Raw genomic sequence first — 25,948 nt, forward strand, 5'->3', positions numbered from 1 at the left:
CCGGCTCGGGCTCGGGGCGGCCACGCCGCCCGCCCGGCCCCCGCCCGATGGTGGTGCACGCCGCTCGGCACTGCTACGACCACGCCTACGCCGGGGCCGGGAACTGGCCGTTCAACACCGCCTACGCCGGGCTGCACGGGATGGACGCCTTCGTCACCCGGCTGCGCTCGCTCACCGAGGCGGAGGCGTTCGTCGCCGCCGGCATCCCGCTGATCGTCTCCGCCGCCTTCCGGGCCGGCGAGGTGCCGGGCCTGGACTACGACACCCGGGGGCACCTGATGGTGCTGGTCGGCTTCACCGCGACCGGCGACCCGGTGCTCAACGACCCGTACGCCGCCGACGACGAGGGGGTGCGCCGCACCGTGGACCGGGACCGGTTCGAGGCGGTCTGGCAGGCCGGCAGCGGCGGCGTGGCGTACGTCGTCCGCCCGGCCGGGGTGCCGCTGCCGCCGGCCCCGGCGCAGGCCAACTGGTGACTCAGCGGGGCAGGTGCCAGATCCGCAGCGTGTTCCCCGGCGCCTGGCAGACCAGCGTGCCGGCCTGCGCGCCGCACCGCCGGGCCCACGACGGCAGCACGGTGAGCACCCGGGCCCGGGCGGCCGCGATGTCCAGCTCGGCCAGCAGCATCCGCCCGTCCGCCAGCCGGCGCAGCCCGTACCGCGGCTGAGCCGCCGGCCACTCCCAGAGCGCCTGCCAGCGGCCCAGCTCACCGAGCACCCGGCCGGTGGCCGGATCCAGCACCGTCAACGGCCGGTCCTCCCGGTCGTCCGGCCGGCCCGCCTCGGCGAGCAGCCGGTCACCGACCACCACCAGGTGCGACCAGCGCGGGTCCGCCCAGCGGGTCCGCCCGGTCGCCGGGTCGACCACCCGCACCCCGGCGTCGGGCCGGTGCAGGCAGATCCCCGGCCCGCATGGGCTCGCCCAGCCCGTCTGCGGGTCGGGTGGCAGGGCCCAGCGCCGGCGCAGCGACGGCACCTCGTAGCCGGCGATCCCGCCGGCGCCGTCGCCGACCAGCAGCACGTCCCCGATCAGCTCCAGGTAACGGTTCCCGGCCGGCCCGACGCGCGGCAGGTCGGCCGCGCCGAGCCGGGCGCCGGTAGCCGGGTCGTACAGCTCCACCCGCCCCGCGGGCGAGACCGCGGCGACGAGATCGACGCCCCCGCCGGCGTACCGGTAGGCGGCGAAGCCCTCCGCCGCCACCGGCACGGCCCAGCCCGGTTCCCCGGTGGCCGGGTCCACCGCCCGCACCGTGTGCCCCGGCCCCGGCCGGTGCGTCTCCAGCAGCACCCCGCCGCCCGCCACGGGCAGCGCCCGACCCGGCCGCTGCCACCGCAGCTCGCCGGCGTCCAGGGTGAGGGCGCTGGTGGACGCGTCGTCGCCGTCGGGCGACGAGGTGCTGACCAGGACCAGGTCGCCGTGCACGCTCACCCCCATCGGGACGTCGTCGTCCGGCAGCGCCCGGCGCCAGAGCGGCTCCCCACCCGGCAGCCGGTACGCGACCAGCTCCCGGGCCGTGCCGTCGGTCGGCAGCAGCCCCTGCAGGACCAGCAGCCGGTCACCGAGCGGCAGGAAGTCGGCCGGATCGGTCGCGGGCACGGTCACCGTCGGCGGGCCCGTCGGCGGGGCGGCGCCGGCGGTGAGCGTGCCCAGGGCGAGCAGCAGCGGCAGCGCCACCCGCCACCAGCGGGCCGGCGGCCGGGGCCGGCCGGGAACCGGCTCCGGCTCGGGGCCGCGCGGCCGCTCCCCCAGGTCGATGACCACCTCGCCGCTCATGCCGGCACTCCGCTGCGCTGCGTGCCGCCACGAAGCACCACCGCGCTGAGCCTGATGATTCGCTCACTCCGCTCGCTCATGCCGGCAGCCGCCGCACCAGGAAGCCGTCGCCCGGTCGACGGCACAGGATCAGGTCCCCCTCGAGCTGGCAGTCCCCCGCCACGTCCCGGAGCACGTCGTGCCGCCGCGCCCGGGCGGTGGCCGGGTCCAGTTCGGCGACCAGCAACCCGCCACCGGGTACCGGCCGGGTCCCGACGACCCGGTCGTCCACCGACCGGGACGGCACCAGCTGCCAGGCGCCGAGGTCGGCGAGTTCCCGGCCGGTCGCCGCCGCCACCACGACCACCCGGTCCGCCCCCGACGGGGTCGGCGCGAACGCGAGCATCGCGCCACCCCGCAGGCTCAGCAGGGCCGTGCGGCTCGGGTCACTCCACCGGAGGTGGCCGGTGGCCGGGTCGACCACCCGGATCCCACCGGTCCGCCCGGCCGCGCAGAGCAGGGCACCGCACGGGTAGAGGTACTCCACCAGCGGCAGCTCCACCTCCCAGCGCCGCCGCAGCCCGTCCAGCTCGTACGCGGTCACCCGCCCCGCCGGTTGCCGTACCACCACCAACAGGTCCCCGGCGACCTGCGGATACACGTCCGGCTGTTCCTGCCCGCCCGGCTCGCCCATCGGCAGCTCGTTCCGGCTGACCAGCACGCCGGTGCCGGCGTCGTGGATCGCCACCCGCCCGCCGTCGATGACCACGACCTGCTCGATCAGGCCGTCGCGGCCCCGGTACTGCGCACCCTGCGACGGGACCGGCAGCGACCACAGCGTCCGGCCCGAGGCGAGGTCCACCGACCGGAGCGTGCCCGCACCGTCGCGGCCATTGGTCTCCAGCAGCAGCCGGCCGCGGGCGTCCAGCCAGGCCAGGCCGGGCTGCTGCCACCGCGTCCGCCCGGTGTCGGCGTCGAGGACGATGGTGTCGCCCCGGGAGCCGTCGAATCCGGCGACGGAGAGCAGCACCGCCCCGTCGCGGGCGTGGAATCCCCAGAGGTCGCCGGCCCTCGGCATGGGCACCCGCCACAGCGGCGCGGGTCGCTGCGGGGTGGCCGTCGCCCGCTCGGGCAGCGGGTAGGCGAGCAGGTCGCGACTGCCATCGGTGACCCCCTCCGCCGGCCGCACGACGTAGAGCCGGTCACCGGCGAGGAAGGCGTGCGCGGACGCGGGGCCGGGCACGACGGCCGTGACCCGGCCCGGCGGTGGGGTCGCGCCGGCCGCCACCGCCAGCACCAGCGCGAGCAGCAGGGCGGTCCGCAGTGGACGGCCGGCCGGCCGCAGCCGGCGGGGCGGCGCCGTCCGCTCCGGCTCCGGCGCGTCGCGCAGGTCACCGAGGTCGATCAGCGTCACGTCGTCCTCCCCGTCGGCCCGCGCGCCCGGCGAACCGGCCAGGGCCGTACCGGGCCGGCAAATGCGACGCATCACGCCTGTACGATGGCGCGTCGTGGCTGCGCCGATGGTAGACCCCGCACCGACCCGAGTTGCCGACCCAGTCGCGGCGCGGCCGTCCCGGCGCTCCCGCTGGCGGCCGGCCCGCGCCGACCTGCTGGCCGTGGCCGTCTACCTGGCGCTCGGCGTCCTCGTCTGTCTCAACTACTGGGTGGACGTGCAGCACCGGGTCTCGTCGCACCTGCCCACCGACCACAGCTGGTTCGAGTGGCTCTTCTCGCACGGCGCGTACTCGGTGCGGCACCTGGAGAACCCGCTCTTCACCGCCCGGCAGAACGCCCCGGACGGGGTGAACATGATGGCGAACACCTCGCTGCTCGGGGTGACGCTGCCGCTGGCGCCGCTGACCATGCTGCTCGGCCCGCAGGTGATGTACGCGCTCTACCTGGGTGCGGCGCTGGCGGCGACCGCCGGCACCGCGTACTGGGCGCTCTCCCGGCACCTGGTGCGCTCCCGCGCGGCGGCCTTCGTCGGCGGCGCGTTCCTCGGTTTCGCGCCCGGCATCGTGCACCACGCCAACGGCCAGCCCAACTTCGTCTCCAACTTCCTACTGCCGCTGATCGTGGTGCGGGTGCTGCGGCTGGGCGAGCCGGGCCGCTGGCGGCGCAACGGCGTCGTGCTCGGCCTGCTGGTCGCGTACCAGATCTTCATCAACGAGGAGATGCTGCTGCTCACCGCGCTGGCCTGCCTGGTCGTGGTGGTGGCGTACGCGCTCATGCGGCCGCGCCGGGCGTGGGCGATGGCCGGCACCTTCGCCGCCGCGCTCGGCGTCGGCGGCGGGCTGGCGCTGCTGCTCACCGCGTACCCGATCTGGTTCCAGTTCAACGGCCCGCAGTCCTACCGGGGGCTGCAGGGCGGGGTGTTCCACAACTGGGGCGAGGACCTCAAGGCCTTCGTCACCTTCGCCCGGGACACCGTCGCCGGGGACGAGGCGGTGGAGCAGACCATCGGGCTCACCGAGCAGAACACCTGGTTCGGCTGGCCGCTGGTGCTGCTGGCGCTGGTGGCGCTGGCGCTGCTGGTCCGCCGCTGGTTCGCCGCCCGGATCCTGGCCGTGCTCGTGGTGGTCTTCACGGTGGCCTCGATCGGCCCGAAGGTGCGGTTCAACGGGGTGGAGACGGAGACCGACGGCCCGTGGGCGTACGTCCCGGACGACCTGCCGCTGGTCGAGATGATGATGCCGACCCGGCTGGCCCTGGTGGTGGTGGCCGCCGTCGGCGTGCTGCTCGCGCTGGCCTGGGAGGCGGTGTCCGGGGTGGGCCGCCCGCCGGTGCCCGCGCAACGCACCGGCGAGGCGGACGCACCGACCCGGCCGCGCCGCCGCTGGGTCCGGCCGGTCGGCTACGCCGCCATCGCGCTGGCGGTGCTGCCGCTCGTCCCGCGTCCGCTGCCCGCGCAGCCGGTCGACCCGCCGCCGCACTTCATCACCGCCGGCGGCTGGCGGCCGTACGTGCCGCAGGGCCGCACCCTGGTGCCGGTGCCGATCCCGAGCAACGTGCACGGCCTGCCCACGCTGCGCTGGAGCGCGCTGACCCAGCACGCGTTCCCGATCCCCGGCGGCTACTTCATCGGCCCGAACGAGTTGGGCGAGGGCGTGTTCGGCGCGCCGAACCGGCCGACCAGCAGCCTGATCTACACCACGATGGACCAGGGCGTAGTGCCGGCGCTGACCGAGGAGAACCGCCGCCAGGCGGTCGAGGACCTGCGCTTCTGGAAGGCGTCGGTGGTGGTGCTCGGGGCCCACCCGCGCGAGGCGGTGCTGCGCGAGCTGATGACCGCCCTGCTCGGCCCACCGCAGCGGGTCGACGACGTGTGGCTCTGGGACGTCCGCCCGCTGGTGCCCTGACGCCCGACCGGCGCTCGGGCGCTCAGCGGGCGATCAGCGCCCGCTCGGCGTACGCCCAGAGCCGGTCGGCGGCGGCCGGGTCCACGGCGTGGGCGGCCACCCCGCCGGTGGCCTCCGGGCCGCCGGCCACCACCTCGGCCTCCTGGTTGTCGTCGAAGTACCGGCCGGTGACCCCCTCGACCAGCGGTGACGCGGCCAGCAGCACGGTGGTCGCCGCGCCCTGGGCGGGCGTCTTGTAGTACGGCAGGTCGATCCGGTTACCCGCCTCGTCCAGCACCCCGAACGCCCGCAGCGCGTCGTCCTCCAGGTGGCGCTGCAGGTTGGTGTTGATGTAGCCGGGGTTGAGGGCGTTGGCGGTGATGCCGTCGGCGGCCCACCGCCGGGCGATGCCCGTGGCGAGCAGGACGTCCGCCGTCTTCGACCGGCCGTACGCCGACCACGGGTCGTACGGCTGCCGCTCGAACTGCGGGTCGGCGAAGTCGAACGCCTCCCGCAGGTGCGCGCCGGAGCTGACCACCACGACCCGGGCGGAGCCGGCGGCGCCCAGGTTGCCGTGCAGGCCGCGGGCGAGCGCGAAGTGGCCGAGGTAGTTGGTGCCGAGCTGGAGTTCCCAGCCCTGCGGGGTGAGTTGCCGGGTCGGGATCGCCATGATCCCGGCGTTGGCGACCAGGGCGTGCAGCGGGCCGTCCCACGCCGCGACGAAGGCGTCGACCGAAGCCAGGTCGGCCAGGTCGAGGGCGGCGGCCCGGACGCTGCCCGGGCCGGCGAACTCGGCCACCAGGGCGTCGGCGCGGGCCGGGTCGCGGGTGGCCACGGTGACCTCCGCCCCAGCCCCGGCCAGGGCCCGGACGGCCGCCGCGCCGATCCCGGAGGCGCCGCCGGTGACGATCATCCGGCGGCCGGTGAGGTCGACGCCGGCGAGGATCTCGGCGGCGGTGGTGCGGGCGGTGTACGGGGTCCTCAGGCGTGCGGTGGTTGTCATGACGACAACGCTAGGGACGCCACCGCTGGACTGCCTATAGTCTGGGATCCACCACTCTTTAGCGTCAGTCCAGGAGGTGCCGGCATGGACCCGTTGGAGGACGTGCTGGCGCTGCTCGCCCCGACGAGTCGGGTGTCGTCCCGTCTGTCCGCGGGCGGGCGGTGGGCGCTCCGGTTCCCCCCGCCGGCCGGGGCCAAGTTCAACGCGGTGCGGCGTGGTCGCTGCTGGCTCCGGGTGGACGGCCTGCCCGACCCCGTCCGCCTCGCCGAGGGAGACTGCTTCCTGCTGGCCCGGCCCCGGGCGTTCACCCTCGCCAGCGACCCCGACCTGCCGGCCGAGCCGGCGCAACCTGTCTTCGCCGCGGCCGTAGACGGCGTGGCCCGCGCCGGCGACGGCGACGAGGTGCTCCTCGTCGGCGGCGCGTTCTCCTTCGCCGAGCGGGCCCGCGCCCTGCTGCTGGACAGCCTGCCCCCGGTCATCCACGTGCCCGCCGGCACACCGGAGGCCACCGCCGTACGCGGGGCCGTCGGGGAGATCGACGACGAGCTGCGCCGGCGGCCGGTGGGGGCCACGCTCGTCGCGGAGCACCTCGCCCTGGTCATGCTGATCCGGATCCTGCGCCTGCATCTCGCCCACGACGGCGGTGGCCGGTCGGGCTGGCTGGCCGGCCTGGCCGATCCCGCGGTCGGCGCGGCGCTGCGGGCGATGCACGACCGGCCGGCCCATCCGTGGACCGTGGCGGAGCTGGCCCGGGCCGCCGCCGTCTCCCGGTCCACGCTGGCGGCCCGGTTCAAGGAGGTGGTCGGCAAGGGCCCGCTGGAGTACCTCACCGAGTGGCGGATCGAACTCGCCGCCGACCGGATCCGGCGCGGCGGCGAGACGGTGGCCACCATCGCCCGGTCCGTCGGGTACGGCTCGGAGAGCGCGCTCAGCGTCGCCTTCAAACGCACCACCGGCCGCACGCCGCGCGCCTACCGCGCTGAGCTGACCCGGCCCGGCTGAGCCTCCGCCCGGCCGGGCCGCCGATCTCGCCAGCGCGGCGGCGCGACGTGCGGCCGGGCCGACGAGCGGGGCCGGCGTCAGCCGACGAGTGGCCGCACGTCCCAGACCCAGGCGCCGCCGATCTCCCGGCCGGGGCCGAGCAGCTGGTCCACCGTGCGACGCACCGGGTCGCCCCGGTGCAGTCCACCCTGGACGACCACGGCGGCCCGCCAGTGCCGCAGGTCCTCGACCGCCTGGCGGCGGTCGGCGTCGGTGACCACCGGCACCTCGCCGGTCTCGGCGACCCGGCGCAGCAGCACCGAGGTGGGCCGGTCCGGGGCGCCCCAGCGCGCCGCCGGGTCGTCGGCCGACCGGGGGCCGATGAAGTAGCCGCCCGGCGCGTCGAAGGACAGCCCGGTCCGGGCCGACCAGAACATCGCCGGGCTCAGGCCCGCGCCGGTCACCGGCGGCACCGGCACCACGGTCCGGCCGGCCGGTACGGCTGCCCGCCAGCCGCCCTCGGCCACGTACGGCGGCACCGGCCACGCCGGCACGGTCCGGATCGGCGTCGGGGTCAGCGGGAGCAGCGCGGCGGCCACCGCGCCGGCCCAGAGCAGCCGCACCGGCGCGCTGGCCGCCGGACCGGCGTCGGAGTCGGCCGGCGGCCGGAGCGACCGGACCCGGTCCAGCGAGAGGGCGAGCAGGATGCCCAGCACCGGTACGCAGACCAGCGACAGCCGGGCCGGCACCGCCAGGTCCAGCAGCGGCAGCCCGGACACCAGCCGATACGGCCCGGGGATGCCGGTCGGGGTGCCGTCCAGCCGGATCTGCTCACCGAGCGAGAGCAGGGCGAACAGCACACCGCAGACGGCCAGCGCCTTCACCAGCGGCCGGCGCCACAGCCAGCCGGTGACCACCACGGCGAGCACCAGCAGCCCCGGGCCGAAGAACGAGTTCTCCTCCGTGGGGTTGGGCGACAGCAGGCCGGGCAGGTAGTCGTCACCGAGCACGGTCTGCCGGGCCGACGCGGTGAACGAGGCCGCGTCCAACTGGTAGCCGTACGCATGGAAGGGCATCCCCCGGTAGTGGCCGGGGCCGAAGAACTGGAACCACAGCGGGTACGCCAGCAGCACCACCGCCACCGCCGCGCCGATCCCGATCCGGGCGAGCATCGCGGGCGCCAGCCGGCGGGCCGCCGCCCGGTCGGCCAGCGCGTACGCGAGCACGAACACGCCGGCCGCCAGGGCCACGAAGACCAGCACCTCCTCGCCGAGGAAGACCTGGTAGGTGACGGTCAGACCGAGCAGCACGCCGGAGCGCCAGACCCGGTCGGGCGCCGGCCGGAACACCAGCGCGAGGATCACCGGCACCAGGAACTGCGCCGCCATGTGCAGGTGCGCCCCGGCCTGGGCCACCATGCCCGGGGCGAAGCCGCAGCACAGCCCGCCGACGGCGGCGGCCACCCGGGAGTCGACCAACCGGCGGCGCAGCAGCGCGTACCAGGCGGTCGCGGTGCCGGCCAGGCAGCAGACGACGGCGGTGAGGAAGGCGGCCTGCGAGCCGAACAGCAGGGTGACCGGGGTCAGCGGCACGCCCAGGCCGAGCACCGAGGTGTTGGCCATCAGGTTCACCCCGTCCGGGGCGTTCAGCGCCGTGCTGTGCAGCGGGTTCTCCGCCTCGACCACCGACCGGGCGGCGCGGGCCAGCATCCACTCGAAGAGGACCTGGTCGCCGGCCTGGTGGAACAGCCGATCCGGGCGACCCCACTGCCCGCTGGTGAGCAGCACCGCCAGGGCGAGGTACCCGGCGACCACCAGCAGGTCCGCCCGGCGGACCGGCCACCGGCGCCGACGGGCGGGCGGGGCGTCGGCGGGTGCGGTGGTGGTGCTGACCGCCATCAGGCCGGCTGGTCGGTCAGCGCCCGAACGTCCCAGACCCAGACGTCCAGCTCCCGGCGGCCGGGGCCGACCAACTGCTCGACGGTACGGCGCAGCGGCTCCGCGTGGTGCTGGCGCACCGGCAGCACCAGGATCGCCGCCCGCCAGTGCCGCAGCTCGTCCAGCGACCGGCGGCGCTGCCGATCGTCCAGCTTGGGGGTACGCCCGGTGGTCGCCACCTCCTCCAGCAGCTGACCCAACCCGCTCGGGCGTCCGCCGAAGCGCCCCGGGTCGCCGGTGTTGCCGTTGCGCGGGGCGAGGAAGTAGCCGCCGGGAATCTTGAAGTCCAGGTTGGTCGCCGCCGCCCAGCGCATCCCGTGCGTGTTGCCCATGCTCGGCACCGGGATCGGCACCAGGGTCTGGTCCGGCCCGACGTAGCCGCGCCAGCGGTCCGCGGTGATGAAGTCCGGCACCGGCGGGCGGGAGGTCATGTGCAGCGGCATCGGCGCGATCGGCAGCAGCGCCAGCACCAGCCCGGCGACGGTGAGCGTCCGCACGGTACGCCGGTCCAGCGGCAGGGACCGGGCCCGCTCGACGGCGAGCGCCAGCAGCACGCCGATCACCACGCTGGTGATCAGGCCGAACCGGGTGGGCACCACCGCGTCGAGCAGCGGCAGCCGGACCAGCCACTCCCACGGCCCGGTGAACAACTCCCGGTCCCACCAGGACACCCGCTCGCCGAGGGAGAGCACGGCGAAGAACACCCCGGTCGCGGCCAGCGCCCGGACCAGCGGTTCGCGACGCAGCCAGAGCACGATGCCGACGGTGAGCAGCCCCAGGCTCCAGCCGAAGAAGGCGTTCTCCTCCGAGTAGTTCGGGGCCAGGTTGACGTTGGCCCGCTGGTTGCCGCCGATGGTGGGCGAGCCGGGGGCGAAGAAGGCGGCGATGTCGTTGCCGTAGTCGCGCACCGCGTCGCTCAGCCCGTGGTACGCCATCGGCCCGCCGAACTGGATGTAGAGCGGGTACGCCAGCAGCGCGCCGGCGAGCGCCGCGCAGACCGCCAGGCCCGCGCCGAGCGGCCGCCACGCCGCCGACCAGAGCGCGGGCCGCTGGACCAGCACGGCGAGCAGGAAGACCCCGCAGGCCAGCGCGGTGAAGAGCAGGATCTCCTCGTTGATGAACGCCTGCGCGGTGACCATCAGGGCCAGCAGCACGCCGTCGCGGACCGGCCGCGTCGACCGGGTGAGCACCAGCACCCGCCAGACGATGAACGGCAGCAGGAACTGGCTGATGATGTTCGGGTGCCAGCTGGCGTGCGAGAGCATGGCCGGCGAGAACCCGCAGAACCAGCCGCCGACCACCGCGGCCAGCGGGGTGCGTACGACGTGCCGGGAGAGCATCACGTACCAGGCCGTGGCGGTGCCGGCGAGGCCGAGGGTGACCAGCACCACGAAGGTGACCGCGGGACCGAACAGCAGCGTCACCGGCACCATCGGGATGCCCAGCGCGAGGATGGCGGTGTTCGCCATCAGGTTCACGCCGTCGGGGTAGTTGAACTGCTCGGTGAAGAACGGGAACTCGCCGTGCAGCACCACCCGGACCGAGTGGGCGAGGAAGAACTGCACCTGGGCCGGGTCGCTGCTGTAGAGCGGGGCGACCCGGCCGGCGGGGTCCACCCAGATCTGGCTGGTCACCCAGAGCGCGGTGAGCAGGAAGAGCCCGAACACGGCGAGGTCGGTGCGCCGGCGGCGCCACCAGCGGGGCCGGGCCGCCCCGGCGGACGAGCCCGCGTCCGCGTCGGCCCGCGCCGGCTCCGCACCCGGATCCGGTCCGCTGGGCGTGGTGGCCGGCTCGGCCGGGCTGGCACCGGGGTCCGTGGTGGACGGAGCCGGCAGGGTGCCGACCCCGGCACGGGCCACCCCGTTCGGGGCCGGCGCGCCGTCCGGCGCGGGTTGGCCGTTCGCCGTGCCGCCGTTGGCCGGGTGGCCGTTCGCCGTGCCGCCGCCGGTCACCGGATCGGACGCGGTGGTGGCGTCGGATTCCGGCGAGGACTCGGCGCGGGTCTCGGCAGGCGTCACAGTCGGCGGAGTCTACCGGAGCGGGAAAATGTCCCCAAAGACACTGCGAGGTCCCTTGTGGTGGCTCCCGCCGGCAGGGTCGACGGCGGTGGGAACAGGGACGAGGCGGCGCGTCCGGGTGACCGGACATCTCGTACTATGGCGCTTTCACGACGGCAGCTCGACCGAGGGGGCGTACAGGTGGCTCCAGCCCGCCGGCGCGGCACGACGGCCACCGCACTGCTGACCCTGCTGCTGACCGCCACGGCCTGCGGCCCGGTCGCCGACCGGCAGCAGCCCCGCGAGCTGCGGATGGGCTTCGACAGCCGGGACGGCTCGCTCACGGTCTGGCCACCGCGCGGCCCCCTGGCCGGCGACGCCGCGGTCACCGCGGCGGTGACCGCGGCGGTACGCGACTGGCGGTCACCGGTCGACGACCGGGTGCACCTGCCCACCTCCGGCATCCTCTACGCCGGCGAGGTGGACGGCGCGCCGCTCGCCCTGGTGGCCGCGGACGTGCCCGGGGAGAGCGCCTCCTGGCTGCTGCAACTCACCCGCGACGGCGACCGGTACGCGGTCACCCGGGCCACCGAGTACACCGACCCCGGCTACCTCGTCTACTCCGACGTGCTCCCGGTGCAGACCACCGGCGGCCGGCGCTACCTCACCTCGGCCCGGGTGCAGCGCCTGCTCGGCCCCGACGGCAAGGCGTTGACCAGCGCCGACGGCCTCACCGAGCCGGTCGACGTGCCGGCCTGCCGGGCGGTGGCGGTGACCGCCACGCTGCGCTCCTCCGAGTCGCTGCCCCGGGGCCGGGCCGCCGACCGGCTGCTCGACCTGGGCACCGGCACCGCCGACCCGCGCTACCCGCTGGTCCGCGACGAGAGCGGGTCGGGCAAGCGGGCGCTCGCCGGCCTGGACACCTGCGCGCTGGCCGGCGAGGAGGGCCCGTTCGGCAGCATCCAGCGGCGGATCGGCGACCGGGACGCGCCGCGTTCGGTGCCGTCGTCCTGGCCGATGGAGAAGGTCGCCGTCCGCACTCTCGGCGAGGTGGCGCTCGGCGGCGGCGAGCCGGCCGAACTGCAGCAGCTGAGCTGGGAGACCGCCACCGGCCCGATGACCGCGGTGGTCTACCGGCCGGCCGACGGCGGCCCGGCCGTGGTCTCCCCCGCCGACCAGGCCAGCCCGTTGCAGACGTACCTGCTGCCGGTGCCGGGGCAGCCGCTGGTGGTGTTGAGCTGGCGGGCCACCCGGGACAGCTCGCTGTCGGTGCCACCGGGCACCCCGCGGCTGGTGGACCGGCCGGGGCTCACCGTGGTGCCGGAGCCGGCACGCAAGGAGACGTTCAGCCTGGCCGGTTCGGGTAAGACCCACTACCGCTCGGTCGGCGGCCGCTGACCCGCGCCGGCCCCACCGGCCAACGCCCGGGCTGCCGATCCTGATTCAACGCCGACGGCGGGCGCTCCCGGTGACCCGGGGACGCCCGCCGTCGGTGGTGCTCAGTTCGACGCGGCCGCGTCGTCGGCGGAGAGCCGGACCGGCTCCACCGGCTCGACGTCGAGCCGGGAGATCCAGCCGGTGACGTCGCGGGCCACGTTCTGCGCGGTCAGGCCGAGGTCGGCCAGGATCTGCGCCCGGGTGCCGTGCGGGTGCCAGTCGGCCGGTACGCCGAGGTCGCGCAGCGGCACCCGGACGTCCGCGTCCCGCATCGCCTGGGCGAGCGCGTCGCCGACCCCGCCGACCCGTACGCCGTCCTCGACGGTGACCACGAGGCGGTGCCCGGCGGCCAGCTCGACCAGCTCGGCCGGGATCGGGCGGACCCAGCGCGGGTCGACCACGGTGACCCCGTAGCCCTGCTCGGCGACCCGGGCGGCCACCTCCATGCCGAGCTGGCCGAACGCGCCCACCGCGACCAGCAGCACGTCGGTACGCGCCGACTCGGCCAGCACGTCGACCGACCCGACCCGGCGGACCGCCGGCAGGTCGGCGGCCACGGTGCCGGTCGGGAAGCGCACCACGGTCGGGCCGTCGTCGACGGCCACCGCCTCGCGCAGCTCCTCGCGGAGGGTGGCGGCGTCCCGGGGCGCGGCGATCCGCAGCCCGGGCACCACCCCGAAGACCGACATGTCCCAGATGCCGTAGTGGCTGGGGCCGTCCGGGCCGGTGATGCCGGCCCGGTCCAGCACGAAGGTGACCGGCAGCTTGTGCATCGCCACGTCCAGCAGGACCTGGTCGAAGGCGCGGTTGAGGAAGGTCGCGTAGACCGCCACCACCGGGTGCAGCCCACCCAGCGCCAGCCCGGCCGCCGAGGTGGCCGCGTGCTGCTCGGCGATGCCCACGTCGTAGGTGCGCTCCGGGTACTTGCGGGCCAGCGAGGCGATGCCGGTGGGCTCGGCCATGGCGGCGGTGATGCCGACCACGTCGGGCCGCTCGTCGGCGATCGCGACCAGCTCCTCGGCGAAGACGTGGGTCCACTTCACCGACGGGGCCGCGACCAGCTTGCCGGTCTCGATGTCGAAGGCGCCGCCGGGGCCGTGCAGGCAGTCCGCCTCGTCCTCCTCGGCCGGGCGGTAGCCGTAGCCCTTGCGGGTGACCGCGTGCACGATCACCGGGCCGCCGAAGTTCTTCGCCGCGCGCAGCGACGACTCCACCGCCGACACGTCGTGCCCGTCCACCGGGCCGACGTACTTGATGCCGAGGTCCTCGAACATCGCCTGCGGGGCGACCGCGTCCTTGATGCCCTTCTTGACCGCGTGCAGCACCTCGTACATCGGCTTGCCCACCAGCGGGGTCGAGCCGAGCGCGTCCTTGACGGTGTCCAGCACCTTCTCGTAGCCGGGGTTGAGCCGCAGCGAGGAGAGGTGGTCGGCCAGCCCGCCGATGGTCGGCGAGTAGGACCGGCCGTTGTCGTTGACCACGATCACCAGCGGGTTGCCGCTGGTGGCGATGTTGTTCAGCGCCTCCCAGCACATGCCGCCGGTCAGCGCGCCGTCGCCGACCACCGCCACCACGCTGCGCGACTCGCCGCGCAGCGCGTACGCCTTGGCCAGGCCGTCGGCGTAGGAGAGGGCGGTGGAGGCGTGCGAGTTCTCGATCAGGTCGTGCTCGCTCTCGGCCTGGCTCGGGTAGCCGGAGAGCCCGCCGCGCTGGCGCAGCCGGTCGAAGCCGGCCTGCCGCCCGGTCAGGATCTTGTGCACGTACGCCTGGTGGCCGGTGTCGAACAGGAGCCGGTCCCGGGGGGAGTCGAACACCCGGTGCAGGGCCAGGGTCAGCTCCACCACACCGAGGTTGGGCCCGACGTGCCCGCCGGTGCGGGAGACCTTCGCGATCAGGAAGTCGCGGATCTCGGCGGCGAGGACGTCCAGTTCCTCGGCGGACATCCGCTTGACGTCCTGCGGACCGCGTACGGTGGCCAGCAGCCGGCCCGCGGCCGTGTCCTGTTCAACACTCATGACCGGAGAGTCTATCGGCCGCCCGGTACTCCGCAGCCCGGGCCGAGCCCGCCCGGCCCCCGGCGCCGGGCTGAGCGCCAGCTCAGGACCGGATCCGCAGCCGGCGCGGCGGGGTGGGCGGGACGGCGTCGCGGGCCGGCCCGGCCGGGGTCCAGGAGCCGAGCACGGCGGCCCGGGTGGCCCCGGTCACCGAGGGCAGCGCGCCGGGCAGCCCGTGCCAGGAGAGCCAGCCCAGCAGGGCGAACGCGTACGCCTCCTTGGCCTGCGCCGGCACCCCCAGCTCGTCGGTGCTGCGCAGCCGCCACCGGCCGGCGCCCAGCGCGGCCAGCCGGCGCCGCAGTGTGGGGTTGCGCACCCCGCCGCCGGCCGCCACCACCTCGACCACTCGGTGCCGGTCGCATTCGGCGGCGACCACCCGGGCGGTCAGCTCGGTCAGCGTGGCGAGCACGTCGTCGACGGGCACCGGCTCGCCGACCGCGGCCAGGTGCCGGTCCAGGTAGCCGGCGTGGAACAGCTCCTTGCCGGTCGACTTGGGCGGCGGCGCGGCGTAGTACGGCTCGGCCAGCAGCGCGGCGAGCAGCCCCGCGTGCACCCGGCCGGCGGCCGCCCGGGCCCCGTCGGAGTCGCACGGGCGGTCCAGGAAGCGGCGGGCGGCCGCGTCGAGCAGCGCGTTGGCCGGCCCGACGTCGTACCCGAGGACCGGCGCGCCCGGCGCGACCACCGTGAGGTTGGCGATGCCGCCGAGGTTGAGCGCCGCCCGCGGCCCGGCGGCCGGGTCGAGCAGCAGCGCGTCGAAGGCCGGGACCAGCGGGGCGCCCTGCCCGCCGGCCGCGATGTCCGCCGAGCGCAGGTCGCTGAGCACGGGTACGCCCACCCGGGCGGCCACCCGGGCCACCGCACCGAGCTGCAGGGTGCCCCGGGCCCGCCCGTCGGCGACCCAGTGGAAGACCGTCTGCCCGGGCGAGACCACCGCGTCCGCGCCGCCGGCCAGCTCGACCCCGACCGCCGCCGCCTCGGCGAAGACGTCGCCGAGCCGGTTGTCCAGCCGGCAGACCGCCTCGATGGTGGTGCCGGCCGGGGGCAGCAGCGCGCCGATCTCGGCCCGCAGCTCGTCGTCGTAGTCCAGCTCGCGGTGGCCGAGCGGGCGCAGCCACAGCGTGTCGCCCTCGACCTCGAACTCGGCGGCGGCCACGTCCACCCCGTCGTAGGAGGTGCCCGACATCAGCCCGACGATCTTCACGGGGCCAGGCTAGCGCCACGGCGGCCGCGCGGTCGGCCGGGAAGCCGGCGGCCGGCTCAGTCGGGCGGCAGCAGCAGCCCAACCAGCTCGACGTGCTGGGTCATCGGGAACAGGTCGAAGCCGCGCAGTGTGGCCAGTCGCCAGCCGAGCCCGGCGAAGGTGCGCACGTCCCGGGCGAAGGCCGCCGGGTCGCACGCCACGTACGCCACCGCCCGCGGACCGGCGGCGGCCAGCTCGCGCACCACCCGGCCGCCGGCGCCGGAGCGGGGCGGGTCGAGCACCACCACGTCGACCGGGCCGGTGATCCGACGGCGGGCCAGCGCGGTCTCCACCCGGGCCGCCACCACCTCCACCTGGCGCAGGTCGCGCAGGTTCCGCCGGGCCGCGGCCACGCCCTGCGCGGCCGACTCGACCAGGGTGACCCGCCCACCGGGGCCGACCCGGTCGGCCAGCGCCGCGGCGAACAGCCCGGCCCCGCCGTAGAGGTCCCAGGCCGACTCGCCCGGGCGCGGCTCTACCGCCGCCAGCACCGCGCCGACCAGGGTGTCCGCCGCGGCCGGGTGCACCTGCCAGAAGGCGGACGCGGGCAGCGTCCACTCCCGGCCGGCGGCCACCTCGCGCACCTCGGCCGGCCCGTCGACCGGCGTGGCGACCCCCTCGGCGACGGTGGAGACGGTGACGTCGCCACCGGTGGAGGCGACGGTGTCGACCGCGTCCCCCTCCGGCCAGCGCGCCCCGCTCGGGCTGAGCACCGGCAGCTGCTGGATCGCCGGGTGGGCGATCAGGCAGCGGTCGATCGGCACCACCTCGTGGGAGCGGTGCTTGAGCAGGCCGGCCCGGCCGGCCGCGTCCACCGCGTAGCGCACCCGGGAGCGCCAGCCCAGCGGGCCGCCGGGCAGCGCCTCGACCCGTACGCCCAGCCGGTCCAGCTCGTCCGGGGTCAGCCCACCGAGGCGGGTGAGCTGCTCGCGCACCACCGCGGCCTTCCACTCCAGCTGCGCGGCGGGGGCGACGTGCTGCAGGTCGCAGCCGCCGCAGCGGCCCGGCTTCGCGTACGGGCAGGGCGGCTCGACCCGCTCCGGCGCGGCGGCCAGCACGGTCACCGCGTCGGCCCGGACGAAGCCCTTGTGCACCTCGGTGACCTCGGCGACCACCCGCTCGTCGGGGAGCGCGTGCCGCACGAAGACCACCTGGCCGTCCACCCGGGCCACGCAGTGCCCGCCGGGGGCGACCGCCCCCACGGTCAGCTCGACCCGCTCGGCCTCCTCCAGGCCCCGCCCCGGCTCAGTCACGGTTGGCCCCGGCGGTCCGGCCGCCCTCCCCGGGCTCGTCGACGCCGAGCGGCGGCACGGCCGGCGGCAGGGTGCTGCGCGGCACCACCCGCGGGCCCCGGGCCGGGCCGCGGGTGAGCGTGGCGTCGAACCGGTCCAGGTTCTTGCTGGCGGTCGACTCGAGCTGCCACGGCACGCTGGTCACCATCACCCCCGGCTCGAAGAGCAGCCGGCCCTTGAGCCGCAGCGCGCTCTGGTTGTGCAGCAGGTTCTCCCACCAACGGCCGACCACGTACTCCGGGATGAAGACGGTGACCACGTCGCGCGGGGACTCCCGGCGGACGCCGGCCACGTAGTTGAGGATCGGCCGGGTGATCTCCCGGTACGGCGAGTCGATCACGGTCAGCGGCACCGGCAGCTCCCGCCGTTCCCACTCCCCCTGCAGGTTCCGGGTGTCCTTGTCGTCGACGTTGACGGTCACCGCGGTCAGCGTGTCCGGCCGGGTGGCCCGGGCGTACGCGATGGCCCGCAGCGTCGGCTGGTGCAGCTTGCTGACCAGCACCACGGCGTGGTTGCGGGCGGGCAGCACGGCCCGGCCGCCGTCCGGCGGGGTCAGCTCGGCCGCGACCCGGTCGTAGTGCCGGCGGATGGCCAGCATCAGCAGGTAGATCACCGCCATCGCGGCGATCGCGATCCACGCGCCGAGCAGGAACTTGGTGACCAGTACGACGACCAGCACGGCGCCGGTCATCGCCATGCCGAAGGTGTTGATCGCCCGGGAGCGGAGCATCCGCCGCCGGGCCTGCGGGTCCCGCTCGGTCTTCAGGTGCCGGTTCCAGTGCCGGATCATGCCGGCCTGGGAGAGGGTGAACGAGACGAACACCCCGACGATGTAGAGCTGGATGAGCCTGGTCACCTCGGCCTGGAAGCCGACGATCAGCACGATCGCGAAGACCGCCAGGAACACGATGCCGTTGGAGAAGGCCAGCCGGTCGCCCCGGGTGTGCAGCTGGCGGGGCAGGTAGCGGTCCTGGGCGAGGATCGAGCCGAGCACCGGGAAGCCGTTGAACGCGGTGTTCGCGGCCAGGAAGAGGATCAGCGCGGTGGCCCCGGCGACCACGTAGAGCAGCACCGAGCCGGAGCCGAAGACCGTCTCGCCGAGCTGGGTGGTGACCGTCTTCTGCACGTACCCGTCGGGGCCGGCGACGATCTGCAGGGCCGGGTCCTCGACGAACTGCAGCCCGGTGAGCCGGGACAGCCAGATGATGCCGATCAGCATCGCCACCGCGATGGTGCCGAGCAGCAGCAGCGTGGTGGCCGCGTTGCGGCTCTTCGGGGCCTTGAACGCGGGCACCCCGTTGGAGATCGCCTCCACCCCGGTGAGCGCCGCGCACCCCGAGGAGAAGGTGCGCAGCAGCAGGAAGACCAGGGCGAAGCCGGTCACGCTGTGCTCGGCCTGGATCACCAGGTCGGCGCTGGGGGCGCGCAGGTCGTCACCGAGCACGAAGATCCGGATCAGGCCGGTGAGCAGCATCCCGCCGATCACGATGACGAAGCCGTAGGTAGGGATCGCGAAGGCCGTGCCGGACTCGCGCAGCCCGCGCAGGTTCACCGCGGTCAGCAGCACCACCGCGATGACCGCGATGAGCACCTTGTGGGTGGCCACGAACGGCACCACGGAACCGAGGTTGGCCACCCCGGAGGAGACCGACACCGCGACCGTCAGCACGTAGTCGACCAGCAGCGCGCTGGCCACCGCCACTCCGGCGCGTGGCCCCAGGTTCACCGTGGCCACCTCGTAGTCGCCGCCCCCGGAGGGGTAGGCGTGCACGTTCTGCCGGTAACTCGCCACCACGGTGAGCATCACCACCACCACGGCGAGGGCGATCCACGGCGAGAAGAGGTACGCCGACGCGCCCGCGATGGAGAGGGTCAGCAGGATCTCGTCCGGCGCGTACGCGACGCTGGAGAGCGCGTCCGAGGCGAAGACGGGCAGCGCGATGCGCTTGGGCAGGAGGGTGTGCTGGAGCCGGTCGGACCGGAACGGTCGACCGACGAGCAGCCGCTTCAGCAGCGAGGTGGGACTGGCCACAACCGCCAAGCGTACGACCCGCCGTCCGGGACCGTGGGGGTGGTCGATCATCCCCGGCGGCCCCGGCGGAGTACCGTCGGTGCCCGCCCCTGCCGGGAACGTGGCAGGCTCGCAGACACACGCCCGATCCGGCGGGGCGGGTGGCACCTTGGGAGGGCAGCGTGCACGTCGTGATCATGGGGTGTGGCCGGGTCGGCTCGACCCTCGCCCACAGCCTGGAGTCCCGGGGGCACTCGGTGGCGGTCATCGACCAGGACGCCGACGCCTTCCGCCGGCTCGGCCCGGACTTCGCCGGGATCACGGTCACCGGCGCCGGCTTCGACGGCGAGGTGCTCCGCCAGGCCGGCATCGAGCGGGCGGACGCCTTCGCCGCGGTCTCCAGCGGCGACAACTCCAACATCATCTCGGCCCGACTGGCCCGGGAGACGTTCGGGGTGTCCCGGGTCGCCGCGCGGATCTACGACCAGCGCCGCGCGCAGGTCTACGAGCGCCTGGGCATCCCCACCGTGGCCACCGTCCGGTGGACCGCCGACCGGATGCTGCGGCACCTGGTGCCGGAGGGCAACGTGGAGATCTTCCGCGACCCGACCAGCACCGTGTCGATCGTCGAGGTGCCGACGCACAAGGACTGGATCGGCCGGCCGGTGCGCGCCCTGGAGGAGGCGACCGGGGCCCGGGTGGCCTACCTGAGCCGCTTCGGCATCGGGACGCTGCCCACCACCTCCAGCGTCGTGCAGGAGGGTGACCAGGTCTTCATGCTGGTCACCGACGACATCGTGGCGACGGTCACGTCGGTGGCGGCGGCGCCGCCGGAAGGAGTGCACTGAGCATGCGGATCGCCATCGCCGGCGCCGGCAACGTGGGCCGTTCCATCGCCCAGGAGCTGATCGACAACGGCCACCAGGTGATGCTCATCGAGCGCCAGCCCAAGATGCTGCGGCCCGACCGGGTGCCGGCCGCGGAGTGGGTGCTGGCCGACGCGTGCGAGCTGACCAGCCTGGAGGAGGCCAACGTGGCCGGCTGCGACGTGGTCGTCGCGGCCACCGGCGACGACAAGGTCAACCTGGTGGTGTCGCTGCTGGCCAAGACCGAGTTCGCGGTGCCCCGGGTGGTCGCCCGGGTGAACCGGGCCGAGAACGAGTGGCTCTTCACCGAGCAGTGGGGCGTCGACGTCGCGGTGAGCAAGCCCCGGGTGATGGCCGCCCTGGTCGAGGAGGCGGTCACGGTCGGCGACCTGGTCCGGCTGATGACCTTCCGGCAGGGCGAGGCGAACCTGGTCGAGATCACCCTGCCGACGACCGCCCCGTACGTCGGGCAGCCGCTGCACGCGGTGCCGCTGCCCCGCGACTCCGCGCTGGTGGCGATCCTGCGGGGCAAGCGGGTGCTGGTGCCCAGCCCGGACGACCCGCTGGAGGCCGGCGACGAACTGATCTTCGTCTGCACCGCCGAGGTGGAGGACGCGGTACGGGCCGTGGTGCTCGGGCCGGACAGCGTCGAGCGGACCCGCGAGGCGCGCTGACCCCGCCGGGGCGGCTCGCCCGAGCCCGGCGGGTGGCTCAGCCGCCGGCCAGCGGCGCCGGGCGGTTCTCCCGGGTCACCCGGCGGACGGTCCAGACGGTGATCAGCAGCAGCAGCGCGTACGGCGGGTAGCCCAGCGCCAGCCGGGCCACGCCCAGCGCGGTGTCCTGCTGGGCGAGGTAGAGCCCGGCCTGCACGCCCACCTTGGCCAGCCAGACCACGCCCCAGAGCACGGTCAGCCCGGTGAAGGTCTTCACCAGGCGGGGGTCGTCGCGCCACTCCGACCGGCCCTTGGCCACCAACACCGACCAGATCCACCCCACCAGGGGCTGCCGGATCGCCGCCGAGAGCAGCAGCGCCAGCCCGTAGCCGATGCCGTAGAGGATGCCGGGGAGGTAGAAGTCCCGCTCGTCGCCGGTGCGCCAGGCGATCGCCGCGCCGATGGCGATGCCGAACAGCCCGTTGACCGCGTGCCGGACGGGCCGGCGCTGGGCCAGCCGCAGCACCGCGATCGCCAGCGCCACCGCCACCGAGGCGATCACCGCGGGGCGCAGCTCGCCGAGGATGTTGGCCACCACGAACACGACCACCGGGATGCTCGACTCCACCAGCCCCCGCCAGCCGCCGAGCTGGTCGGCCATCTGTTCGGCGATGGTGGGCAGCCGCTCCTCCTCCGGCCCGGTGTCCGGCTCCGCCGCCCGGTGCTGTCCCGTCGTCACTTCGGCGACTCCAGCTCGTAGTACGGGTTGTAGATGACCTTCCGGTCGTCCCGGACGGCCACCCGCCCGCGCGCGGTGAGGTGCCGGCCGGGCTCGATCCCGGCGATGTGCCGCCGGCCCAGCCAGACCAGCGTCACCACGTCGCTGCCGTCGTAGAGGTCCGCCTCCAGGGTGGGCAGGTTGGTGCGCGGGGTGTAGACCACTGTGCGCAGCCGCCCGGAGACCGACACCACCTGGCCCCGGTGGCACTGCCGGGCCGGCACCCCGCCGTGCTCGGCGCTCTCCTTCTGCAGCTCCTGCGCCTCGATCTCGGCCTCGCTGGCCGTGAGCCGGCGCAGCATCCGCCGCAGCGGCCTCCGGTCCTCGTCGGTCGTCATGACCTCCGCGTCACCCTTCCACGCCGGCCGGCCCGCGCCGGCACTGCCCGAGCCCGGCGGCGCCGGGACCGTTCCGCCAGCGTACGCCGAGCGGGCCGGTCCCGGCGGGCCGGCGAAACGGCGGTCAGGCCTCGCGGGGCTCCGGGGCGGGCCGGCCGGCCGCCGCGCCGGCGTCGGCTTCCCCGGCGCCGGCCGGACCAGCCTGGTCGGCGACGTCGCGGGGCAGCCGCAGCGGCAGCGGCTCGCGCACCGGCTTCGCCTCCTGGCCCCGGTCGACCACCAGCCCGTCGAGGCACTGCGCCAGCGGCCCGGCCGCGGCCGGGTCGACGGCCGCCGGGCCCTGGTAGACGCCGCGGACCATCCAGCGCGGCCCGTCGATGCCGACGAACCGCAGGTCGGTCATGCCGTCCGGGGTGCGGACCCGGGCGCGCAGCTCGGTGCCGTACTCCCCGTCGACCTCCTGGGCGGCGGCGCCGTCGTTGAACAGCGACTGGCGGATCTCCTCACGCACCTCGTCCCAGATGCCCTCGGAGCGGGGTGCGGCGAAGACGCCGAGCTGGAGCGCGTTCTGGCCGTGCACCAGCACCACCTGCTGGATCACGCCCTGCGGGTCGGCCTGCACCCGCACCTCCACCTCGGGCACCGCCGGGATCTGCAGGCTGCCCAGGTCGAGCCGCTGCACACCGGCGGGCGCCTCGCCGACGTCGTACGGGCCGCGGGCCGGGGCCGCCGGGGTCTGCTCGCCGTCGTGACTGTCGAGGACCTCGGTGGTCCGCTCGTCGCGGCCACGCCGCCCGGCGTCGGCCCGCTTACGGGAGAAGATCACTGCGCCAACCCTCCGCTGTTCGCACTCACCCTGCCACCTCTTCCGTCCGCCCGTCCGCCCCGTCGGCGCGCGGCGCGGGCGGCACCAGCCCGGCGTGCCCGCCGGTGGAGCCGTGCCCGCCGGCACCGCGCGGGGACGCGGGCAGCTCGACCACCGGCTGAAAGACCGCCCGTTCCACCCGCTGGATGACGAGTTGGGCGATCCGGTCGCCACGGGAGATCTTCGCCGGCACGTCCCGATCATGGTTGATCAGGTTGACCAGGATCTCACCCCGGTAGCCGGCGTCGACCGTACCGGGCGCGTTGAGCACGGTCACGCCGAGCCTGGCCGCCAGCCCTGACCGGGGGTGGACCAGGCCCACGTACCCCTCGGGCAGGGCGATCGCCAGACCGGTCGGGACCAGGGCCCGACCGCCGGGTGGCAGCTCGACGTCCGCGGCGGCCACCAGGTCGGCCCCGGCGTCACCGGGATGGGCGTACGCCGGCAGCGGCAGCTCCGGGTCGAGCTGCCGTACGGGCACGGGTACAACGTCGGTCACGGTTCCCCTCTTCCGTCCGGTTCACGGGGTGACCCTGCCATCCTGCCGGGTACCCGGGCGGTTGTGCGCCGTACCCTCGGACTGTGAGCCTGTCGCCATCCTCGCCGTCGCCGACGCCGCCGGTGTCGCCCGTCGCGGCACCCCCCGCCGGGCACTCCGAGCGGCTCGGCCTGCCCTGGTGGCTCTGGCTGGCCGGGGTGGCCGCGGCCGTCCTGCTCGCCGCCGAGCTCTGGATGGGCTACTCCGGGGTCCGCGCGTGGCTGCCGTTCGCGGTGCTGCCGCCGGCGACCGTGCTCGGCCTGGCCTGGCTCGGTCGGGTCCGGGTCGCGGTCCGCGACGGCGAGCTGCGGGTGGACGACGCCCGGCTGCCGGTGCGGTTCGTGGCCGACGCGATCCCGCTGGACGCCGCCGGACGGCGTGAGGTGCTCGGGGTCGGCGCGGATCCGCTGGCGTTCGTGGTGCAGCGGCCGTGGGTCAGCGGCGCGGTGCAGGTGGTGCTGGACGACCCGGCCGACCCGACCCCGTTCTGGGTGGTGAGCAGCCGCCGCCCGGTCGAGCTGGCCGAGGCGATCCTGGCCGCCCGCGACGCCGGCTGACGGCCGCCGCTCAGCTGGCGGCGGACGCGCCGGGCAGCGCCGGCGGGGCGCCCGGCAGCGCGCGGCGCTTGCGGTGCAGGTCGGCACGGACCTGGTCGGCCAGCCCGCGGGTGGCCCGCCGGTTGAGGTAGCTGGCGACCGCCGCCCCGGTGAGGAACGGCCCGAGCGTGGTCAGGTTGCGCCCGAAGCGCCGCAGCAGGGTCTCCCGCAGTTCCCGGCGGGCCGCGGTGCCGAGCACCGCCCCCACCCCGGCGCCGGGGATCATCGGGTTGATCCCGCGCTGGCTGGCCCAGGAGTGCACCAGCGCAACGGCGCGCGGGGTGCCGCCGACGGGCAGCGGTACGCCGTAGACCTCGTGCAGCTCGCCGACCAGTTTCAGTTCGATCGCCACCACGGCGACCGTCTCGGCGGCCAGCAGCACCGGCGCGGAGAGCAGGGTCGGGGTGACCGCCCACTCCACGGCGGCGACGCCACCGCCGGCCGCACCCACCCCGGCCGTCGCCCGGGCGGCGTTACGGACCAGCCGGTCGGCGAGCGCGTCGTCGTCCAGCCCGGGAAAGTGCCGGCGCAGGGTGGCCAGGTCGCGCACCGGCACGTGCGGAGCGATCTCGGCGACCGTGTCGACCATCCAGCGGACGGCCGCGCGGGGCTTGAACAGGTCGCCGAGCCCGCGCGCCCGGGCCTGCCCGACGAGCCGGGTGAGCAGTTGCCGGCGCCGGGCCGGCTCGATCTCGTCGGCGGTCAGCGCGGCGACCGTCGCCCCCAGCTCGTCGCCCGCCCCCCGCTCGCCCACGCCCGCCTCGTCCGCGCCGCGCTCGCTCATCGAACCAACCTCCCGGATGGATCGGCCGCCGCCGTGCTGGCTACCCGTTCCGAGTCAAGCAGTTACCCCGGCCCGCCGCACGGCGACCGGTACAGCGGCGGCCGGAGACAACGGCGAACTCGGACAGCGGCGGCCCCGTCCGGGAGCCGCCGCTGGTGGAGCCTGCCCGGATCAGACGCACTCGCGGCAGATCAGCTCGCCGTTCCGCTCGACCGCCAGCTGGCTGCGGTGGTGCACCAGGAAGCAGCGAGCGCAGCGGAACTCGTCCTGCTGCATCGGCAGCACCTTGACCGTGAGCTCCTCGTCGGCCAGGTCGGCGCCGGGCAGCTCGAAGCTCTCGGCCACCTCGGCCTCGTCAACGTCCACGGCGCCCGACTGTGAGTCGACGCGCCGGGCCTTGAGCTCTTCCAGGCTGTCCTCGCCGAGGTCGACCTCGTCGCGACGCGGGGCGTCGTAGTCGGTGGCCATCGGTTTCACTCTCCCATATCGATGTTGTCGCTTCCGGTTGTAACGCCGGACGACGCTGTTTCGGTTCCGCTGGCCGGCCACCACTTTTGTCGGTCACCCGACCTGGCTGACCGTACGGGCCGTCGCCGCCAGAGAACTCCCCCAGCGAGCGCGGAACCATACCCCCCCTTTGGGCGAGGCATGTATACCGCCCTCGTGGCTGAGATGTACGCCCCCGCACGCGAAGTTGTTCCCAATGTGACTCAGGCGACACGAAGATAGGGGTAGTAGTACCCGGTTCCGGGATGGCGCGCCGGCATGTCCGGCTGTTTCCACGCGACGGTCGGACAACCGTTAACCTCAGCGGCGTACTCGACGGCCGGCGGGGCGGTCCGACCGCCGGCGGCCGCCGCCACCCATCACTGTCCGGGAGCGCCCTGATGAGCTTTGCGCGAGTGCGAGCACTCGTTGTCGTCGGCCTGCTGGGGGTGCTCGCCCTGGTCTTCGTGGTCGTCGCGCTGGTCCGCGACACCCAGGGCACCGCCGGCCTCGCCGAGGGCTGCCCGGAGGGCTGGCCGTTGGCCGACGTGACCCTGCGCGAGCCCAAGGACGTCAAGATCAATGTGCTGAACGCGACAACGGACCGGAACGGCCTGGCCGCCCAGATCGCCGACGACTTCCGCAACCGGAAGTTCCAGGTGCAGAAGACCGGCGACGAGAAGAAGAAGTCCGACGAGATCGCGGTGCTCCGGTACGGCCCGAAGGCGGTTGGCTCGGCACACCTGCTGCGGGCTTACTTCCTGGACAACGCGGAGCTGGTGTACGACCCGAAGCGCACCGACGACGTGGTCGACGTGGTGCTGGGCAACTCCTTCCAGCAGTTGGCCACCACCACCGAGGTCAACCAGTCCCTCGGTGACCTGGGCTCCCCGAACGCGCCGCCCGAGTCCTGCCCGGCCCCGGTCGAGAAGTGACGCGTCCGGAGATCGCCTGATGCTGGGCAGGCGCCGGTCGGGCGTCCTGCCCTGCTCAGCGACAGAC

General features: G+C 75.2%; 23 protein-coding genes. 8 read left to right on the forward strand and 15 right to left on the reverse strand.

Going from position 1 to position 25,948, the window contains the following annotated elements:
- Positions 1 to 476: C39 family peptidase (locus DLJ47_RS16160; RefSeq protein WP_199235872.1), on the forward strand; the 476-nt coding region annotated here is incomplete at its 5' end.
- A 1-nt stretch (position 477) separates the two neighbouring features.
- On the opposite strand, the gene DLJ47_RS16165 is transcribed toward DLJ47_RS16160, so the two are convergent.
- On the reverse strand, positions 478 to 1,773 hold the full coding sequence (locus tag DLJ47_RS16165; RefSeq protein ID WP_109900820.1) for an outer membrane protein assembly factor BamB family protein: 1,296 nt from the start codon (positions 1,771 to 1,773) through the stop codon (positions 478 to 480).
- Positions 1,774 to 1,849: 76 nt separating this feature from the next.
- Complete coding sequence (locus tag DLJ47_RS16170) at positions 1,850 to 3,238, reverse strand: outer membrane protein assembly factor BamB family protein (RefSeq protein ID WP_233257856.1); 1,389 nt, start codon at positions 3,236 to 3,238, stop codon at positions 1,850 to 1,852.
- A 34-nt stretch (positions 3,239 to 3,272) separates the two neighbouring features.
- On the opposite strand from DLJ47_RS16170, the gene DLJ47_RS16180 reads away from it, so the two are divergent.
- Positions 3,273 to 5,111 (forward strand): DUF2029 domain-containing protein, encoded by a 1,839-nt coding sequence (locus tag DLJ47_RS16180; protein WP_109900822.1) that lies wholly within the window; start codon positions 3,273 to 3,275, stop codon positions 5,109 to 5,111.
- A 22-nt stretch (positions 5,112 to 5,133) separates the two neighbouring features.
- Here the strand turns inward: DLJ47_RS16180 and DLJ47_RS16185 are convergent, their stop codons facing one another.
- Positions 5,134 to 6,093 (reverse strand): SDR family NAD(P)-dependent oxidoreductase, encoded by a 960-nt coding sequence (locus tag DLJ47_RS16185; RefSeq protein WP_109900823.1) that lies wholly within the window; start codon positions 6,091 to 6,093, stop codon positions 5,134 to 5,136.
- 84 nt (positions 6,094 to 6,177) lie between these two features.
- Between DLJ47_RS16185 and DLJ47_RS16190 the strand changes: the two genes are divergently transcribed.
- Entirely contained in the window at positions 6,178 to 7,095 is a 918-nt protein-coding gene (locus DLJ47_RS16190; protein WP_109900824.1) for an AraC family transcriptional regulator, read from the forward strand.
- A 77-nt stretch (positions 7,096 to 7,172) separates the two neighbouring features.
- Here the strand turns inward: DLJ47_RS16190 and DLJ47_RS16195 are convergent, their stop codons facing one another.
- Both DLJ47_RS16195 and DLJ47_RS16200 read right to left on the reverse strand, forming a co-directional pair.
- Positions 7,173 to 8,972 carry a hypothetical protein gene (locus tag DLJ47_RS16195; RefSeq protein ID WP_109900825.1) on the reverse strand — a complete coding sequence of 600 codons (1,800 nt, stop codon included), beginning with the start codon at positions 8,970 to 8,972 and terminating at the stop codon, positions 7,173 to 7,175.
- A complete protein-coding gene (locus DLJ47_RS16200) occupies positions 8,972 to 10,870 on the reverse strand; it encodes a hypothetical protein (RefSeq protein WP_446723569.1) in 1,899 nt (632 codons plus the stop codon). The genes DLJ47_RS16195 and DLJ47_RS16200 overlap by 1 nt, the downstream gene beginning before the upstream one ends.
- Positions 10,871 to 11,209: 339 nt before the next feature.
- Here DLJ47_RS16200 and DLJ47_RS16205 point away from each other — a divergent pair, with 339 nt between their 5' ends.
- A complete protein-coding gene (locus DLJ47_RS16205; protein ID WP_109900826.1) occupies positions 11,210 to 12,406 on the forward strand; it encodes a hypothetical protein in 1,197 nt (398 codons plus the stop codon).
- Between the two features lie 101 nt (positions 12,407 to 12,507).
- Here the strand turns inward: DLJ47_RS16205 and dxs are convergent, their stop codons facing one another.
- From dxs to DLJ47_RS16225, 4 genes are all read right to left on the reverse strand, one after another.
- On the reverse strand, positions 12,508 to 14,460 hold the full coding sequence (gene dxs / locus DLJ47_RS16210) for a 1-deoxy-D-xylulose-5-phosphate synthase (RefSeq protein WP_109900827.1): 1,953 nt from the start codon (positions 14,458 to 14,460) through the stop codon (positions 12,508 to 12,510).
- Positions 14,461 to 14,542: 82 nt separating this feature from the next.
- Positions 14,543 to 15,700 carry an anhydro-N-acetylmuramic acid kinase gene (locus DLJ47_RS16215; protein ID WP_109900828.1) on the reverse strand — a complete coding sequence of 386 codons (1,158 nt, stop codon included), beginning with the start codon at positions 15,698 to 15,700 and terminating at the stop codon, positions 14,543 to 14,545.
- A 56-nt stretch (positions 15,701 to 15,756) separates the two neighbouring features.
- Positions 15,757 to 16,992 carry a class I SAM-dependent RNA methyltransferase gene (locus tag DLJ47_RS16220; protein ID WP_109900829.1) on the reverse strand — a complete coding sequence of 412 codons (1,236 nt, stop codon included), beginning with the start codon at positions 16,990 to 16,992 and terminating at the stop codon, positions 15,757 to 15,759.
- The gene (locus tag DLJ47_RS16225; RefSeq protein WP_109900855.1) at positions 16,985 to 19,063 is read right to left on the reverse strand and encodes an APC family permease; all 2,079 of its coding nucleotides are present in this window, start codon (positions 19,061 to 19,063) and stop codon (positions 16,985 to 16,987) included. Before DLJ47_RS16225 ends, DLJ47_RS16220 begins: the two co-directional genes overlap by 8 nt.
- Before the next feature lie 161 nt (positions 19,064 to 19,224).
- Between DLJ47_RS16225 and DLJ47_RS16230 the strand changes: the two genes are divergently transcribed.
- Positions 19,225 to 19,890 carry a potassium channel family protein gene (locus DLJ47_RS16230; RefSeq protein ID WP_109900830.1) on the forward strand — a complete coding sequence of 222 codons (666 nt, stop codon included), beginning with the start codon at positions 19,225 to 19,227 and terminating at the stop codon, positions 19,888 to 19,890.
- A 2-nt stretch (positions 19,891 to 19,892) separates the two neighbouring features.
- Positions 19,893 to 20,582 carry a potassium channel family protein gene (locus DLJ47_RS16235; protein ID WP_088995322.1) on the forward strand — a complete coding sequence of 230 codons (690 nt, stop codon included), beginning with the start codon at positions 19,893 to 19,895 and terminating at the stop codon, positions 20,580 to 20,582.
- A gap of 37 nt (positions 20,583 to 20,619) precedes the next feature.
- On the opposite strand, the gene DLJ47_RS16240 is transcribed toward DLJ47_RS16235, so the two are convergent.
- The 4 genes from DLJ47_RS16240 to dut form a co-directional block, all read right to left on the reverse strand.
- Entirely contained in the window at positions 20,620 to 21,300 is a 681-nt protein-coding gene (locus tag DLJ47_RS16240; RefSeq protein WP_109900831.1) for a DUF3159 domain-containing protein, read from the reverse strand.
- Positions 21,297 to 21,677 carry an OB-fold nucleic acid binding domain-containing protein gene (locus DLJ47_RS16245; protein WP_088995324.1) on the reverse strand — a complete coding sequence of 127 codons (381 nt, stop codon included), beginning with the start codon at positions 21,675 to 21,677 and terminating at the stop codon, positions 21,297 to 21,299. Before DLJ47_RS16245 ends, DLJ47_RS16240 begins: the two co-directional genes overlap by 4 nt.
- A gap of 124 nt (positions 21,678 to 21,801) precedes the next feature.
- Positions 21,802 to 22,503 (reverse strand): DUF3710 domain-containing protein, encoded by a 702-nt coding sequence (locus tag DLJ47_RS16250; RefSeq protein ID WP_109900832.1) that lies wholly within the window; start codon positions 22,501 to 22,503, stop codon positions 21,802 to 21,804.
- Positions 22,504 to 22,528: 25 nt separating this feature from the next.
- Complete coding sequence (dut, locus tag DLJ47_RS16255) at positions 22,529 to 23,041, reverse strand: dUTP diphosphatase (RefSeq protein WP_109900833.1); 513 nt, start codon at positions 23,039 to 23,041, stop codon at positions 22,529 to 22,531.
- A 122-nt stretch (positions 23,042 to 23,163) separates the two neighbouring features.
- Between dut and DLJ47_RS16260 the strand changes: the two genes are divergently transcribed.
- Positions 23,164 to 23,637: a DUF3093 domain-containing protein gene (locus DLJ47_RS16260; RefSeq protein WP_109900834.1), complete on the forward strand. Its 474-nt coding sequence runs from the start codon at positions 23,164 to 23,166 to the stop codon at positions 23,635 to 23,637.
- A 10-nt stretch (positions 23,638 to 23,647) separates the two neighbouring features.
- Here DLJ47_RS16260 and DLJ47_RS16265 read toward each other — a convergent pair whose 3' ends face one another.
- Positions 23,648 to 24,460 carry a hypothetical protein gene (locus tag DLJ47_RS16265; protein WP_109900835.1) on the reverse strand — a complete coding sequence of 271 codons (813 nt, stop codon included), beginning with the start codon at positions 24,458 to 24,460 and terminating at the stop codon, positions 23,648 to 23,650.
- Between the two features lie 171 nt (positions 24,461 to 24,631).
- Positions 24,632 to 24,928: a DUF4193 domain-containing protein gene (locus DLJ47_RS16270; RefSeq protein WP_007075406.1), complete on the reverse strand. Its 297-nt coding sequence runs from the start codon at positions 24,926 to 24,928 to the stop codon at positions 24,632 to 24,634.
- Between the two features lie 434 nt (positions 24,929 to 25,362).
- Between DLJ47_RS16270 and DLJ47_RS16275 the strand changes: the two genes are divergently transcribed.
- On the forward strand, positions 25,363 to 25,881 hold the full coding sequence (locus DLJ47_RS16275) for a LytR C-terminal domain-containing protein (RefSeq protein ID WP_199235874.1): 519 nt from the start codon (positions 25,363 to 25,365) through the stop codon (positions 25,879 to 25,881).
- Positions 25,882 to 25,948 lie beyond the last annotated feature (67 nt).

Origin of the sequence: Micromonospora sp. S4605, from assembly GCF_003176715.1 — a bacterium.
GTDB lineage: Bacteria > Actinomycetota > Actinomycetes > Mycobacteriales > Micromonosporaceae > Micromonospora > Micromonospora echinaurantiaca.